General features: G+C 56.5%; 14 protein-coding genes. 11 read left to right on the top strand and 3 right to left on the bottom strand.

The features are described from left to right. The first annotated feature begins 174 nt into the window (after window positions 1-174). The 3 genes from JMN36_RS05100 (at window position 175) to JMN36_RS05110 (ending at window position 1,586) form a co-directional block, all read left to right on the top strand. Entirely contained in the window at window positions 175-402 is a 228-nt protein-coding gene (locus JMN36_RS05100; RefSeq protein ID WP_221923955.1) for a hypothetical protein, read from the top strand. A gap of 69 nt (window positions 403-471) precedes the next feature. Further along, the gene (locus JMN36_RS05105; RefSeq protein WP_204087790.1) at window positions 472-765 is read left to right on the top strand and encodes an RNA-binding S4 domain-containing protein; all 294 of its coding nucleotides are present in this window, start codon (window positions 472-474) and stop codon (window positions 763-765) included. Next, entirely contained in the window at window positions 765-1,586 is an 822-nt protein-coding gene (locus tag JMN36_RS05110) for a VOC family protein (RefSeq protein ID WP_204087791.1), read from the top strand. Before JMN36_RS05105 ends, JMN36_RS05110 begins: the two co-directional genes overlap by 1 nt. Window positions 1,587-1,674: 88 nt before the next feature. Here JMN36_RS05110 and JMN36_RS05115 read toward each other — a convergent pair whose 3' ends face one another. Continuing rightward, window positions 1,675-3,285 (bottom strand): sugar transferase, encoded by a 1,611-nt coding sequence (locus JMN36_RS05115; RefSeq protein WP_221923956.1) that lies wholly within the window; start codon window positions 3,283-3,285, stop codon window positions 1,675-1,677. A 516-nt stretch (window positions 3,286-3,801) separates the two neighbouring features. Between JMN36_RS05115 and rfbA the strand changes: the two genes are divergently transcribed. After that, the gene (gene rfbA / locus JMN36_RS05120) at window positions 3,802-4,701 is read left to right on the top strand and encodes a glucose-1-phosphate thymidylyltransferase RfbA (RefSeq protein WP_204087793.1); all 900 of its coding nucleotides are present in this window, start codon (window positions 3,802-3,804) and stop codon (window positions 4,699-4,701) included. Here the strand turns inward: rfbA and JMN36_RS05125 are convergent. Continuing rightward, window positions 4,687-5,169 (bottom strand): serine O-acetyltransferase, encoded by a 483-nt coding sequence (locus tag JMN36_RS05125; protein WP_204087794.1) that lies wholly within the window; start codon window positions 5,167-5,169, stop codon window positions 4,687-4,689. The genes rfbA and JMN36_RS05125 overlap by 15 nt on opposite strands. A gap of 130 nt (window positions 5,170-5,299) precedes the next feature. On the opposite strand from JMN36_RS05125, the gene JMN36_RS05130 reads away from it, so the two are divergent. The 7 genes from JMN36_RS05130 to JMN36_RS05160 all read left to right on the top strand — a co-directional run bounded on the left by JMN36_RS05130 (window position 5,300) and on the right by JMN36_RS05160 (window position 14,901). Further along, window positions 5,300-6,331 (top strand): glycosyltransferase family 4 protein, encoded by a 1,032-nt coding sequence (locus JMN36_RS05130; RefSeq protein ID WP_221923957.1) that lies wholly within the window; start codon window positions 5,300-5,302, stop codon window positions 6,329-6,331. A gap of 166 nt (window positions 6,332-6,497) precedes the next feature. After that, window positions 6,498-7,790 carry a hypothetical protein gene (locus JMN36_RS05135; RefSeq protein ID WP_221923958.1) on the top strand — a complete coding sequence of 431 codons (1,293 nt, stop codon included), beginning with the start codon at window positions 6,498-6,500 and terminating at the stop codon, window positions 7,788-7,790. Next, entirely contained in the window at window positions 7,791-9,644 is a 1,854-nt protein-coding gene (locus JMN36_RS05140) for a tyrosine-protein kinase domain-containing protein (RefSeq protein WP_204087797.1), read from the top strand. It begins immediately after the preceding gene. Window positions 9,645-9,659: 15 nt separating this feature from the next. Then, window positions 9,660-10,244 carry an arsenate-mycothiol transferase ArsC gene (locus JMN36_RS05145; RefSeq protein ID WP_204087798.1) on the top strand — a complete coding sequence of 195 codons (585 nt, stop codon included), beginning with the start codon at window positions 9,660-9,662 and terminating at the stop codon, window positions 10,242-10,244. A 62-nt stretch (window positions 10,245-10,306) separates the two neighbouring features. Then, window positions 10,307-10,888: a YdcF family protein gene (locus tag JMN36_RS05150; RefSeq protein ID WP_204087799.1), complete on the top strand. Its 582-nt coding sequence runs from the start codon at window positions 10,307-10,309 to the stop codon at window positions 10,886-10,888. A 221-nt stretch (window positions 10,889-11,109) separates the two neighbouring features. Continuing rightward, entirely contained in the window at window positions 11,110-13,317 is a 2,208-nt protein-coding gene (locus tag JMN36_RS05155; RefSeq protein WP_221923959.1) for a PTS sugar transporter subunit IIABC, read from the top strand. A gap of 279 nt (window positions 13,318-13,596) precedes the next feature. After that, complete coding sequence (locus JMN36_RS05160; protein WP_204087801.1) at window positions 13,597-14,901, top strand: hypothetical protein; 1,305 nt, start codon at window positions 13,597-13,599, stop codon at window positions 14,899-14,901. A gap of 79 nt (window positions 14,902-14,980) precedes the next feature. On the opposite strand, the gene JMN36_RS05165 is transcribed toward JMN36_RS05160, so the two are convergent. Then, a complete protein-coding gene (locus JMN36_RS05165; protein ID WP_204087802.1) occupies window positions 14,981-16,222 on the bottom strand; it encodes a hypothetical protein in 1,242 nt (413 codons plus the stop codon). Window positions 16,223-16,268: the final 46 nt, after the last annotated feature.

The raw sequence follows: 16,268 nt of genomic DNA on the forward strand, positions 1-16,268 counted from the left end.
GCAGTCAGCAGCTTAATAAATCCAGGATAGGTTACTCAAAGTTAAACTAGTATAGTTTGCGAAAGGTTTTTTGGTTAGCATGTACATCAGATTTGGCTACTGTCTTAAATATCACCCAACGGGGTTTCCGGCCTCACCACACATAAGAGAGACGGACAGGAAAGGATGCGTACTATGAGCTACCAATCCAACCATCCACCCGCGCAGCGGATTACTCGAGCAATGCTCTTAGCCCTGGTCATCGCCGTGGGCGTTATGGTCATTGAGTGGTTGTTGCTCAGTGCGCTTAACGTCGGGACCCGCGTCACGGTTTTCGTCATCGTGGCGGCTATTACCTCTGTAGCGATTGGATCCGTTATAGGGCAGTGGACTCGGAAACGGTGGCAGAAAGAAAAAGCTTAAACACACTCATGCCGTAGTTCGGCACGGCATCATCCCCGCCACGCGCACGTGCTCGCATACACTAGCGGCATGAGTTCTTTTCCGGTGACGGCTATTCGCGATTCATCAATTAAGCTCGGTCAATTCATTAAACTGGCCAGCCTCGTTGAAACCGGTGGTGAGGCAAAGGAAGTGATTTCCGCGGGGCGCGTCGAGGTCAATGGCCAGGTTGAAACCCACAGAGGACACACGCTGCACCACGGCGACGTCGTTACTATCGGCTCCGTAGGGGCAGAAGTAGGTGGCCCCGATGACGAGGACGACTATTTCGATGAAGCCACCGCCGACGACGATTTCGACCCGGAGAAGTGGAGGAACATGTAATGCCGGCCTTTTTCGCTAGTGAAGGCATGCCCTTCTGGAATGAACTGCGCACCTATGACCTCGATCGTTCTTCAGACTTTTATCAAGGCTTGTTCGGCTGGGACATCGATAGTGCGGATAACAGCGGCTACTACTACGCGCGCAAGCAGGGAATGCCCATCGCAGGCATCATTCCTGTGACGGACGATACCGCTTCGCATCAACCGAACCAATGGATGTTGTCTTTTCTTACTGACGACGTTCGCGCGGTAGCGCACCGATCTCGGGAATACGGCGGAACAGCTGGTGAGCCTGTAGACGGGCCTCGGGGACCGATGGTGGCCGCGACGGACATCGTCGGCGCACAGCTTGGGTTCATCCATCCTGCGTCGGAGCCATTCATTGCTGGTGGGGAGCCGGGCACGCCCGTGTGGCATGAACTGGCTGCCATTCTCCCTGAGGGAGTGAGTATTGACGACGTCGCCACGTATTACACACAGGTGACGCAGTGGAGCACGATGCGTCACGGGGAGGGGGCCCACACGGTCATTACTGCTGTGAGCGAGGGTGGCGCCTACGCCGGGGTGTGGTTCCCCGGGGAGCAAGGAGCCGCCGAAGTGAACGCGTCAGAGTCCCGGTGGACGACGTATTTTGGGGTCGCAAACATTGTCAACGCCGCCGAGTATGCCCAGGAACACGGTGGGGACATTATCGTCCAGCCGCAAAACACCGAATTTGGCCGGATCGCGATTCTTGCTGACCCTACTGGTGCTCCGGTCACGGTATGCGAAGCCCCGGAACACGTTGAGGAACCGCATGAAGGAGACAACATTTTTAGCTAAAAAGACGCCGTGCTGAGACTCAAGTCAGAGGCAGCGGTGATAGTGCTCTCACGTCGCCGCCGCCTCATGGACGAAACTTAGTTGTTTCTTAATATGCCCCGTCAGAGGTCAGCACTGCGCGGCCTGTCTTCCATAAGATCATGAGGTCGGCCATGAAGCTCCAGTTCTCCACGTAATTGAGATCCAGAGAAACAGATTCTTCCCATGAGAGGTTAGAGCGTCCCGAGACCTGCCATAGACCAGTCATACCAGGAAGAACGAGCATACGGTTACCTACTAGCCCGGTATACTGTTCGACTTCGTGACGCAGTGGAGGGCGAGGCCCTACGAGGCTCATATTGCCCTTCACCACGTTAAACAACTGTGGTAATTCGTCGATGCTGTAGCAGCGCAAAAACGAACCGATCCGTGTGACGCGAGGATCGTCCTTCATCTTGAATAACACGCCGTTGCCATCACTTTGGTCTTTCAGTTGTGCAACCATTTGATCCGCGTCTTTGACCATCGACCGGAATTTAATCATCCCGAACGGTTTATTGTTCTTACCCATCCGTTCTGCGGTGTAAAAGACAGGGCCTCCGTCGTCAAGCTTGATAGCTAACGCACAGACCAACAGCAAGGGCGACGCCAGGAGAATGAGCAGAGACGCGACCACACGATCAAACACAACTTTAGAGATGCAGTGGGTTCGTGCGTGCTGCGGTTGTTCCAATTTTAAGAGTGGGATTCCGGCGATAGGCAACATCTGAACCCGACGTCCGGTCACATTGGCAACAGAGGGGGCTACAAGTAGCTCAACGTGGAGTCCGTCCAAACGCCAAATGAGTTCACGCATATCGTTCATACCGATCTGGTTACTCACCGTGACGATAACTGCATCTGCCTGGAGTAATGACACCATGATATCGATTTGGTGCCAGTTGTCGTGAATTTCCGCCTCGGGGAAACGACGCTTGAGTTCCGCAAGCTGCTCTTCACTGTGGTTATCCGTCTGTGTGCTGCAGAAGCCGACAATATCGAACTGATTGTCTAATTGTTGGTGAAGTGCGCCATACACCTCCGAAATGGAATGAGGATCGCCGATGAAGATGGCGCGCTGACTTAATTTTTTGGTATCCAATTGCCAGCAGTAAAACCGACGCCACCCATAACGGATTAATAATAGCGTTACTAAGCCGACGGGATAGGTAAAGATTAAATACCTAAAACCACAGGTATATTGAGTTAACTCGCAGATGATGGCGAAGAGGCCGAATGCGAATGTCGTAGCCCGTGCTATCCGGGAATACTCCAATGCGCCTTGGCCAAGAATCGCTGAGTCCGTTGTGCGCATGACGCGCATAACGACTGTCCACAGCACGAAAAGGATGAGCCCAGGTACGAACATGGAGGCAACGCCGCTATACGTCCCGAGAGTGAAAGTGCGTGCACCGTGAGCTGCAACAGGCAGGTAATCGGCTGCCAGGATAAGCAATGCCATAGCGACCGCTTCGCTCACCAGGATAAATGTGCGGATCCGGGACGCATGCGCACAACGTATCGACGCTCGCTCGACAGGAGTATCGGTGCTAGAAACTGGAATTTCTTGTTGGCTTACATCATGTAGCGCAGGGCTAACGGGATGCTCTTCAGTGTGGTGTTCTCCGTTGCGGTTGGGTAATTCCGCTAGACGAAGGCCAGTGATATGTAACAGGCTCATGGGCACCGCCGATAGGGAGAGTAGGGGTCAAGTTAACTGCTATGGGGCGGACGTTTGATCCTCATAACAATTTGATAACGCCCATATAATAAGACCTGTTGGTTGAGTTTTCATGTGACTGGTGCTGTTTTTAACCAGCCCGTTACATAGGAAACAAGGAATAGCGAGTTTCACGGTTCAAGTGCATGTCGAGGGCTGTTTTTGCGACGTTGTGTCTTGTGTGATTGGTGCTGCTAGCGTTAATTTTTAGATGCAATTCAGCGAGTCGTATAAGCCCTCCGAAGCTTTGTTAGGATATTTCTATAAATTCTAATCACGCTTTTGTGAAATTGAGCACTCTGCGTTTTGTCTACGTGGGATGTACGTGAAACATCCACTACTTCGCCGCAATGGCACCAGAATCTACGAAGATCATCGCAGTATCCTGCCGACGACATCACACCGATGAGCCCCATTGGGCAGACGGGCCCAGGGTGTTATCGGATAGATAGCCGGAAGCTAGGTACGCTGGTAAGCGTGAAGGGCATCATTTTGGCGGGCGGGACCGGAACCCGCTTACATCCAATTACATTGGGTACCAGCAAACAGCTGACCCCCGTCTACGACAAACCTATGATCTACTACCCGCTATCCACCCTTATTCTGGCGGGTATTACCGATGTCCTTGTCATCACTACCCCCCATGACGTCACTGCGTTTCACCGACTCTTGGGCGATGGATCCGCCTTCGGTATCTCGATTTCCTATGCGGTACAACCCTCTCCAGAAGGAATTGCCCAAGCATTTGTGCTAGGAGAAAAGCACATCGGAAATGAGCCCGTCTGCCTCATTTTGGGAGATAACATCTTTTACGGGCCTGGTATGGGCACTCAACTCCGGCGCCACACCGCACCGGACGGTGGCGTTATCTTCGCCTATTGGGTAAAAGACCCCACCGCATACGGCGTTGTCGAATTCGAGCACCAAGGTACCGCACGCCACCAGAAGCCGTCTGCCACGCAATTCCGCGCCCTTGGAATCGAAGAAAAACCAGCACATCCGAAATCTCATTATGCCGTCCCCGGCCTCTATTTCTATGACAACGACGTTGTTGACATGGCCAAAGACCTTTCTCCGTCCACCCGTGGTGAGCTTGAGATCAGCGATATCAACCAGCGCTACCTAGATAGTGGGAAACTCACGGTGGAAGTCCTCCCCCGAGGAACGGCGTGGCTCGACACGGGAACGCACGATTCACTCTTGGACGCGGGAAACTTTGTGCGCACCATTGAATCTCGACAGGGCTTGAAGATCGGCAGCCCAGAAGAAGTCTCGTGGCGCATGGGTCACCTGACCGACGATCAACTCCGCCACCGGGGAGAAGCTCTAGTTAAATCCGGGTATGGTTCCTACTTGCTGGATTTACTTCGCAGGTAACTCGCGCGCGGGAATGCCCACCAGCACAGCACCAGGCCGCTCGCATGACTTTGTCACCACAGCATTTGCTCCGACGGACACATCGTCGGCAAGTGAAAGAGGCTTAATAATCCGACAACCTGCACCTAAACGAACATTATTGCCCAGTATCGTCTCTTGCCCGCGTGGTGCCTCGGAGATAGTCACCGAGGACTGCACCTTCACATTGGCACCAGCCTTCACCCGACGCCCCATCACAACGCCGGTGGGGTGGTACAACATAAAACCAGGTCCGACGGACACCTCCCACGCCAGATCAGCCCCTGTCACTACATGATTAACTTGCTTAACCAAAGACCCCAAAAGAGGCAGACGCTTCCCCGCAATCTGAGAAAGCCGAAATATCACGACGGCAAGAAAACCGACATTGAGCAGGCCGTGCAACCCATTTTCGGCCCTGCGTGCTGGCGCATCCTGGAAGATGAACATATCGAGGATCATACTGAGTACGCACCACACAACCGCAACAATTAATACTGACATCAACCCCCGCCATGAACGCGGGAACCACCCCCGCCAGCTGCCGAGACCGTAACGAGACCCCCACGAACCAGAGAACATGAAAATACTCCACGTCACAGAGTGCTTCGCCGGAGGCGTTGCCACGGCCATCAATATGTACGCCTCACTCGTGCCCGAACACGAACACATGGTGCTCTACACCGCCCGGCGCGCGAATTCCCCAGATGAACCCGACCCCGAACTATTCAGTCAGTCGTGGCGCCTTCCGGACCACCACCGGGCAGCCATCGACACTGTCCGCCGCGTGCGCGACGAGGTCGCACCGGATGTGATCCACGCCCATTCCAGCTTTGCTGGCGCGTACGTACGCCTCGCTCGTTTGCGTGGGAGTAAGCGCCGCACACCCACGGTGTACACACCCCACGGTGTGGCCTTTGCGCGGAAAGACATCTCGGCGCTACACCGTGCGGTGTTCTATTCCGCCGAATGGGCATTGTCGTGGGGAACCTCCGTCTTCGCGCCATGTGGACAGTGGGAAGGCGACGTTCTCCGACGGCTCAACCGTCGAATACCGCAGGTAGTGATACCCAACGCCACGATGTCGACCGGGGTGACATGGAACCCTACCGAACCGCCCAGCGTTGCGATTTCAGGGCGAGTCACCCCTCAGCGCAGCCCGGAACTCTTCGCTGCCATTGCGCGCCGGGTGCATCGGGAGCGGCCCGACGTCGAGTTCCAGTGGCTTGGTGGTGGGGACGCTGACCTCACCGCGTCGCTGCAGCGCGCCGGGGTTCACGTCACGGGCTGGCTGGACAAAAACGATCTGTATTCGCGCTTGGCGGGGGTTAACGTCGGTCTTCATACGGCTTTGTGGGACGGGTACCCCATGGCCGTGCTCGAGATGAACGACATCGGCGTGCCTGTGCTGGTCCAAAACATCCCTGCTCTTCGGGAGTGTCCGGCGGAGGCGCGTTTCGATGGGGTTGACGACGCTGCGCGCAAAGTTATCAGGGCGATCGACGAACCCGAGGCACTTCGGAATGCGTGGGAAAAGGTCCAGGACAATCACAGCGTGGCGACTCTCACGGATGCGCTCCATGAGTGCTATTCGAAAGCGGGGGGAGAATAAGGATAGAATTACCGTCGGTTTTCAGGTAAATAAAACTTATTAATTACCGCGTACCGACGCTACCGACCCAATTCACCCCCAATATCCGCCGCGATCCGAACCTACGCACGAGTACGACGCGCGATACCCACTAATAGATATTCACTAATAACCGAAGGACACGAGAATGCGGGCTGCTCCCTCCACTAATGCAAGTGGTCGCCGCAGCTCTACGCCCCGAAGTCAGGTTCGCGACAATCACACGTTTTTTTCGCCCGAGGACATCATTGTGTTCTGGTTCCTCGGGCTTTTGTGCTCCTTGGCCATCAGTGGTTTGCATTCACATTTATTACCGCCGAAATTCGACCGCGACGCACAAGTCATTCAGAATCTTCTGGCGAAACCAGGCCTCGTGAGATACGAAGACTACGGATCGTTCGCCACCATCACGTCGGTGTATCACGCGCTCGGGTTAGCGCACTCTCCGACGCTGGCCGGATTCTTCGGCGTCATTATTGCGCACTGCGCTTTAGCCGTCGTTCTCTGGCGAATGAGACCAATCCGCGTGACCGCCTTTAGCGTCGGCGCGCTCGTTCTCTACTCGCTCCTTGTAGGCGTCTACCAGGGGGTTTATACCAAGGAAATCATTATCAGCGCCGTGGTCATCGTCGTCGCGGCCGTGCCGACGGGGATGCAATCAGCGTGGATATGGGACTGTGTTCTCGCGGTCGTCATGGCTGCATTGGGCCATTATTTCCGCCCGTATTGGGTGCTCATCGCCGTCTTTTTCTTTGGGCTCCGACTCTTCGTCTCTAACACCGCGCTGTCCCGTCAGTGGATCACGACCCGCCGGTTCATCCTGCTGATGCTGGCGTGTTCGTTGGTGGCGTCGTTAGTTATCGTGGCCCGTGGTTTCCCCGCGGACCACTACCGCACCTTGGTCAACGCGGGCCGAGGAGCCGACACGGGGTCCCTGATCGGCCGTTTTGTCGAGCACCCCGAACCGATCGCGGGAATAGTCAATGTTGTGCTCTCGACGGTCATGCTGATGTTCCCCGTCACCCTGGCCGCCAAACTATCGCCCTATTACCTGGTGATTTTCGTAGTGATCGCCAGTTTTTGGGCGAGCTACTTCCACGCGGTCCGGCAGTGGCTGCGCAGCGACCATCGACCCCCGCTCGTGGCGCGAGCAATATGCTTGATCGCTGCATTTGCTGTTGTACAAGGACTTTTCGAACCAGACTACGGGTCCGCGCTTCGCCACCTCACGCCGCTGATCCCGTTGTTCTTCATTGTTGCGGCAGGGGAGCGAGGTGCTGAACGTGCGGCAGAGCGCGGTGTGGCAGGGGGAAGTGGTGCCGGGCGCGGTGTGGCAAGTCCACCATTGCCGACGCCAACTCAGCTATCGCCACCATCCCATCCTCCTTCAGCATCCAACCGACCGAGTGACCACCCTTCAGCCCGTCAAAGTGAGAGCTAAATGACTTACCCGCAGTACAGTGACAACGTCGATGCCTACCCACACCCCGCGGGTATCGCTATGCCTCCTGAAGAGGATCGGACTCAGATTGTCCGACGAATTTGGGCAGTAATCCGCCGTAACGCGTGGATCCTTGCGCTGTTTATCGTTCTGGGTGTCGCCGGCGCATGGGGTGTCTCCATGCTGATGCCGACGAAATACACGTCGACAGCGTCGGTTTTCGTCTCAGTAGAAAGCGACGGATCTATTTCCGACGCCTACCAAAGCACCCAGTTCGCTGAGCAAAGGATGCAGTCCTATGCGCAGCTCGTCAGCGGCGACGTCCTTGCCGAGCAGGTCATCAAAGACCTCAACTTAGACATGACGCCGCGGGATCTCACGAAGGAACTTGAGGCGACCGTCGTTCAAGACACCGTGGTCATGGAGATTTCCGCCACGGATACCGACGCTGCTCAGGCGCAAAAAATAGCGTCGGATGCTGTGAAGGTTCTTTCCAACCAGGCCGAGCAACTAGAAGCGCGCACCGACAACAACGACAACGGCAACTCGAGGTCGCGCACGACTTCGAACCAGCAGTCCACGACGGCCCCCAGGATTTCTTTGATCAATAGCCCGGAAAAAGCGGCGGAGCCGTCGTCGCCAAAAATGGCGATGAATCTGATTCTCGGTGGTGTGCTCGGGTTCTTGGTGGCGTGCATGCTTGTTGCGCTGCGGTTCTTCTTGGATCGCTCGGTGCGGTCGAGTGAGGAACTTGAGCGGCGCACGGGGCTGCCGAAGCTGGGGAGCGTGCCGGTGATACCGGAGGTTCAGCGCACCAAGCCCCTGGACTTTAACGATGACCGCGTCCGGCCGGCCGAGGCATTCCGCGAGCTGCGCGTTAACCTGCGCTTCGTCAACGTGGATAACCCCCCGCGCGTTATTTCCGTGACGAGTGCGCGGATCGCTGACGGCAAGTCCATGACCAGTCTGAACCTCGCCGGAGCCCTGGCCGCCGACGGCGACACCGTGTGCCTGGTCGATGCGGACATGCGGCGGTCCAAGATGACGACCTACTTTGGCGGTGCCATCCACAGTTCCGTGGGCCTGTCGACAGCGCTGGCTGGCGACGCCGACGTGGCCGATGTTCTGCAGGAAACCGAGATCGCAGGGCTGGACGTCCTTGCTGCAGGTGTGACACCCCCGAACCCTGGTGAGCTCCTGGGAAGCCAAGCATTCCGCCACATTCTCGACGAACTCCAAGAGCGCTACGACTGGGTGATCGTGGATACGCCACCGATCCTGCCCGTGACTGACGGTGCGTTGGTCGCTACCACTGTCGACGCCGTTATCGTTGCTGTTCGATACGGGAAGCGTAACTACGATGACGTCACCCGCACGCTTGCATCACTGCGGGCGGTGCACGCGCCGATCATCGGTACTGTTCTGACGGCCGTGCCACAAAAGTCCGACGAAGGGCGATACGTGGGGTCCTACTCCAGGTATGAATCGGAAAGCGAACATAAGGCTGCGGCTGTGGCTGCGGCTCCTGCATCTTCGGCGACGAGCGCGGGTTCGACGACGAGCGTCGGTGATGAAGAGAAGACTGAAAAGGATAAGTCTGGGCAGGATGATGCCGGTCTGAACAAGGCCGACGTCGATGAGCAGAAGGATGTCGACGAGGTCAGTACCTCCGAGGACGACGCGACCGGAGATTCCACGAGTACCGATGTCGACGAGAACACCAGTGAGGACACCGCAGAGGCCGAAGCCACCGGGAGCGATGCTGTCGAGGACACAACGCCTGCCGACACCGACGAGAGCACAGCCACGGATGACACCGAGGAAGCTAAAAAGGGCGACGAGAAGGACGACTGACTAGGGTAGAGGCCTATGAAGATCGTCTTCGTCTGCACCGGCAACCAATGCCGGTCGCCCGTGGCCGAATATGTCGCGCGTTCGTATGCCAATGAACTCGCCGCCCAGGCGAAGACAAAAGGCCAACAAGCAGCCAATTCGTCCTCCCCGGCACTCGAATTCTCCAGCGCAGGAACACACGCTCACCGCGGAACACCCATGGACCCACGGGCATTGCGCTTCCTCGCCGAAGAGGGCATAAACGCCGACGGCTTCTCCTCAACACGCCTCAACAGGGCAGCCCTCGCGGGCGCGGACATCGTCGTCGGTATGGAAACCGCCCACGTCGAACAGGCACTCCGCATCGCACCCGCCCTCCTCAAGAAAGCAGCCACACTAAGGCAACTCGCAGCCTGGTCAACGATCGATTCAGTCCACTTCCCGGACGACATTGCGCACCTTCGCGCTACCCGTGCCGGCAAAGAAATACTCGACGCCCACGGCCCGGACATCCCCGACCCAGTGACAGAAAACGATGACGACTTCATGCGCATCAGCCGTGAAGTCCGCGACAACGTTAAAGCACTGGTCAAGGCCATTATTAATGCCCAGGATGCCTAGTTCCACGCCCGCTGTTTCACGCCAGCCGTTTCATGCCCGCCCAAACACCAAGCCGAGGTTGAATGCGCCCGTCTCACCGTTCCCACATACGACGGCACCACCCTGTACGCCGCGCTATCGCGGTTATCGCTGCGATCGTTGTCCTCGCATGGTGCATTTTTGCAGCGCGCTTTTTATGGTTTCCCCACGTCGATAAACAACCCGCCCACGTGGACGCCATCGTGCAACTCGGTGGCCCCCATGGTGGCGTCGATACTTACGAGGCAACACGAAGTCTAGCGAGCGACCACACCACAAACCTCGTCATTTCAGACCCCTACACCGAGAAACCTGAACTCGGCGCACGGATCTGCGCACCCGAACCCGGCGTCGCCGTGTACTGCATCCACCCCGACCCAAGCACGACGCGAGGCGAAGCGCAGGCCATCGGAAAGCTCGCCGAGGAACACGGATGGTCACACATCATGGTGTACGCGACCGGGAAATATCACGTCGCCCGCGCCCGGATGATCATCGGACGCTGCTACAGCGGCGATCTTGACGTCGGATATCATAAAACCCCGCTGAGCTGGAAAGACACGATATGGGAATGGGCATATCAAACCGGGGGCGTCGCGAAAGTGCTTGTCCAACGAGGGTGCTAATGCGCGCTGATGGACACCGCCAGAATGTGTGACGACGGCACACTGCTGTGCTTACCGCGCCGTGGTTGCACGATCGATACTGCACCGATGCTGAACCGATGCCGCACTGATCCCGCCCGATGTCGCCCCAAGACCGGATGCGAGGTCATAGTGCCACGTTGTCTATGGGTAAGCTGACAGAGACAAGTCTAAGAAGGCTCACTTATTCAGGAAGTAGACACATGACCGATACTCCTTCCGAGCGCCCCTCCGAGGACGTCACGACATCGCAGACCGCGCCGCATAAAACCGCGACGGGGAAAGACAATGTCGTTGAAATCGTCGCTCCCGTGTCCGGACGGGTCATCCCCATTGAAGACGTCCCCGATCCCATGTTCTCCGAAAAAGTCGTTGGAGACGGACTAGGAATATCTAAACCAAAAAGCGGGAAGATCCTAGCGCCGGTATCGGGCAAAGTCATGATGGTCGCCAAAACCGGCCACGCATTCGCGCTCAAAACCGAAAACGGGCTTGAAGTCCTGGTCCACCTAGGGATCGACACCGTCGAGCTCAAAGGTGAGCCCTTCGACATGACGATTTCCCGCGGAGACCAGATCCACGCCGGGGACAAAGTCGGCATCATGGACGTCGACGTCATTAAATCGGCGGGCAAAGGCACCACAGTCATTGTCGCGATTACCAACACGGCGAAGAAGCTCGACAACCTCAAAGTTACGCACAAGGCCGTCACATCGGGTGACCCCGTAGCGGCTGCCACTCTGAAAAAGCCCAAGTCCGCAGAGAAATCGACGACGAGCAGTGCACAGGGGGGTAGTGCGGCCGGTGTAACCGGGGGAGCTACGGCGGGGTCCACACCGGCGTCCGTACCCGTAGCCTCTGACGAGGGCGCCAACGCAGGACAAGGCAACGCTACTGATCAGGGAAGTGGCGCTGCCGAACGTCCAGCCGATCTTTCTGGTTACGACGCCACCGCATGGGACGTCATCAACAACATCGGTGGCAAAGACAACATCAGTTCGCTCACACATTGCATCACCCGCGTGCGCTTCTACCTCAAAGACGAATCCAAAGCCAACGATGAGGCTGTCCGTGACACCGACGGTGTGATCGACGTTGTCAAAGCAGGTGGGCAGTACCAAGTTGTCATCGGCCCCGCCGTCGAAGATGTGTACGACGCCGTGACTAAACAGCTCGGCGACGTCGACACAACAGATGCAGCTGATGCGGAACCTAAAGAACGTCCTACTACTCTGTGGGGCTGGGCCAAACTGGGATTTAGCTCTCTGATCGGCGTGATTACAGGGTCGATGATCCCCGTTATCGGCCTGCTGGCCGCCGCCGGTATCTTAAAAGGAATCCTCGCCCTATTAGTGCAGGCAGGATGGGTAGATGATAGCACCCAGACCTACATCATCATTGCCGCCATGGGTGACGCTGTCTTTTACTTCCTGCCCATCTTTGTCGGATTCACGGCCGCCCGAAGACTCGGATCCGATCCTATTATTGTCTCGATTGTCGGTGGAGTCTTGGCCTACCCCACTTTGGTTGACATGGCCTCAAAATCGGGGGACAAGTCGTTGCTTGGCATGTCGCTTAACGCCGAATTCTTCGGTTTGCCATTCCACATGGCGTCGTATAGCTACTCCATTTTCCCGATGATCGTGGCTGCGTGGCTAGCATCCGTTGTGGAACCGTGGCTGAAGAAAGTCATCCCCACGGTGCTCCGCATGATTTTCGTCCCGCTGTGTGAAGTCGTCATCGTATCGCTGGCCATCATGCTGGTCCTGGGGCCAGCCGTCATGTTTGTCTCGGAAGGTATTGCGTCCAGCCTGATGTGGATCTACCACATCTCACCCACAATCTCAGGGCTCATTATCGGTGGTTTCTACCAGTGCCTCGTTATTTTCGGCCTGCACTGGGCTGTTATCCCTATTGTTACGGACCAAGTATCCGGCCCCGGTGGAGATTCCCCCATCAATGCGATCATCTCCGCGACCATGGTTGCCCAGGGCGGTGCTGTGCTAGCCATCTTCCTGAAGACCAAACTTCTCAAGATCAAAGAGCTCGCAGGTCCCGCAGCGATCTCCGCATTCTGTGGCATCACCGAGCCAGCCATGTACGGTATCAACCTCAAATACGGGCGCGTGTTCATCATGGCATCAATAGGTGGAGCAGCAGGCGGAATCCTCACTGGAGCATTTAACGTCACCATGTACGCATTCACCGGCTCGCTCGTTGGTTTCCCGTCGTTCCTCCCGTCAGGAGTGGGGATCGGCGCTAACTTCTGGGGCTACCTCATCGCCTCGGCCACAGCCCTCGTCGTATCCTTTGTGCTCACGTATTTCTTTGGCTTCAAAGACAGCGATGTCGAGAATGGTCGTGAAGTCAAGAAGGTACGGCTTGGCCGCCGGGATCCGGTGCAGAAGTAGCCGTACAACACATTCACACCAGTCCCGTACACCAAAACGCTCCGTGCACGGTGTGGGGGCACCGCCGGGAGAATGCGGGGTTATCACCGGCTGTACTGACTTTGGAAAATAAGGCACCTAGGGTTATCTCTAAAGTAGTAGCTGCCAGTCGAGGGAAAGTGGACTAGTCCAGCGTCGACACGGGAAACGGCAGGAAAAGTAGAGCGGTGCGACACAATGACAGCAGTAGCTAAAGCTGCATAAGTTATGCCCGGAGCTGAGTCAAAGAAACGGATAAAAATGACCATTCTCCCAGATAGAACGACATTTCGCCGTCGCCTAAAGGGTCTATTTCAGGACTGGCGCTGGGATGGGACATGGTCCTTGCGTACGATTCCCACCGACGGACGTGCACCCTTATTCGGCAGTGATGACACGCAGTGTCAACGCCACCGTCGCATCATCGTCGACATGCTTGCGGAAGGCTTTCCGGGAAGTGAAGTCCACTTTGTCAACTTAGACAATTCAGTCACGGAGTGGAACGCTTCTGATGACCCAGCAGCCCCAGCTCGTCTCATCACTCTGATGTGTCACGATCTAGCCAACAAGGATAAACGGCCACTAACACATATTTTTATTTATCAACGTGGAGCGTGGCGGGGATTCGCTATTCATCACATGTGGGGCGACGGTCCCACGATGCGAGATCGCCTCGGAAGCGTGTACGCATACATGGGATCCACGTGGCCATGTGGACGGTTCGCCGACGATGCTTACGACAAGCAAGAAAACGGTCGAACCACAGTCGCGCCGCGAAAACTCGCCCGTAGCGACGCCACATTCCTCATGCAGTTCGGTGCCTGGGTAGAAACGCTCATCAGGCACCCACGAGCAACTCTGTGCAGTGTAAAAGATGTTCTCAGCGCTGAAAAAGTGTCCCCGGATCATCACATAGACCACCGGCAGCCCATGGAAACTGCCCCGGCTGAGTTACTCACCACAACCATGATGTACACATGGGAAGGCCCGGAGGAAAAGAAGCCACGGGCTATTCCTTTGGCGTGGGATTGGTGGAATGAGCTCAACAGCCGGCTTGATGACGGCACTGGTTATCTAGACCCTAATGGTTTTTGGCTCATTGTCGGACTGCGTCGCAACAGTAAAATCGTGGCCAACCGTGGCGGAAATCTTCTCGTGAGGTCGCGCATTACCGTTGGGGGCTCGCGTGAATCCGACATCGCCGCGACAAAAGAACGCTTAAAATCACCATTCGCGGTAACACGTGCAGCTCTGAGCGCCGCGCCGCAATTGGTAAAGCAACTCCTTCACCTGCCACGCGCCGTTCCTCTGCCTACGATGGCTATCCGATCCGCCACTAGCCCTTCCTCTATCACCACCATGTGGACCTATAACCGCCTAGATGCTGATGAACCCCAAGAAATCGCCGTTGGAACACAAGGGTTAGGAACCTTACTAGTTGGCAGTTTCGAAGAAGGCCGTACGTACCGCGTCATTATTTCCGGATTCGTGTCCCAGAGAGTACACCACGCTGGGGTAGAGGCGCTGGATCGTGTTGTGAAAGACGCAGGATATACGCGCAGTTAAAGACGTGGTGCAGGATCAGCCCGCGTACCTACGCACGGCATGGTACGCGTCCAACCAGACCTGGGCGTGCCGCCACCCGTCAGACCTTAGCGTGCCGTCCCTGTGTCGAAACTGGGGAACATAGGTATGGCACCGCAACAATGCTCACCGTCATAATCGCACAGAACAGGTACACGACTGGTCCCCCATGGAAAACGAGCGGGACGAGCATGAATAGCAATGCGCGGGCGCCACTCCACACCATGTACCCCCGCTGTTTGCCCACAATGACCGGGTATTTCGAGAGCATCGCGGAGACCATACCCGTGGTCGCGTAGAGCGAGAGCGCAACAAACAGCGGAAGGTATTCCGCCCCAATATACGCACGATCGTTCCACACAATCGCCGCATACTGGATCAATGCCGTTCCCACTCCGAGGATCACAGCTACAATCGTCGCAATGCGCAGCTGTACGCGGTAACCATCTAGATCGTCGTTACGGATTGCCTTTGAGGCAGGAGCCTCAAAGCTGGGGGACACCACCTGCTGTGCCAGAGTCAAAAAACCACCGTAGAGACGAACGACAATTGCCCATGCGTTGGCATAGGAGCCCAGGACCGGGGTGACCATTCCTTGAATCTGGAAGCCAATATCGCCGAAAAATGTGCCCGTCGTCGCTTCCTTGTGCTCTCGGATGTAGGAACGCAACGGGGACGCAAAGACCGCCGGAAACGACACTAATGACGACCATTCCTGCTTGATGGCTGTCCCTACCCGCTGGCTCGTTGCCCGGGCCAACAACATCGCACCCACGACGTAGTTCAGCGCAGCGACATAAATGAGGCCCTCACGGACGGGGATGGCAAACACAACCACGCACGTTGCCACAATGTTCACCACGCCATAGAGAAAACGAACCCGCGAATACACATCCATTCTGTCCTCGCGGATCGTGATCGCCACGTACATGTTGTACACAGTGATCGCCACTGTCGCGAGCATTGCCCACAGCACCCGCGCTGACCACGCAGGATGGATCCATATCAGTGCAACACCGACAACAGCCAGCGCGGCGGTGCCCACCAAAGCCATAAAACCCGACGCCGCCGTCGAAAAAGACAGGCGTTCGTCGGGAAGCCGGAGATACACACTGTGGTAACTCAACGTCATCGTGCGGGACACAATCATGCCTAAGGAGACCGGAAACAGCATGTACGCCACCATCCCCGGCTGTTTTGCCACCACCGGTATCACCATGGCCACAAAGTTCAGCGCCTGGCCGATCAGGGCTGGGCCGAAGCGTGAATATAGTCGCCGAAGACGCTCAAAGGCGTTCCCCATCTGTCACCTCATTATTTCTTCACTCACCATCGACAACGAGTGAGCT

The organism is Corynebacterium pseudokroppenstedtii, from assembly GCF_019754945.1.
Taxonomy (GTDB): Bacteria; Actinomycetota; Actinomycetes; order Mycobacteriales; family Mycobacteriaceae; genus Corynebacterium; species Corynebacterium pseudokroppenstedtii.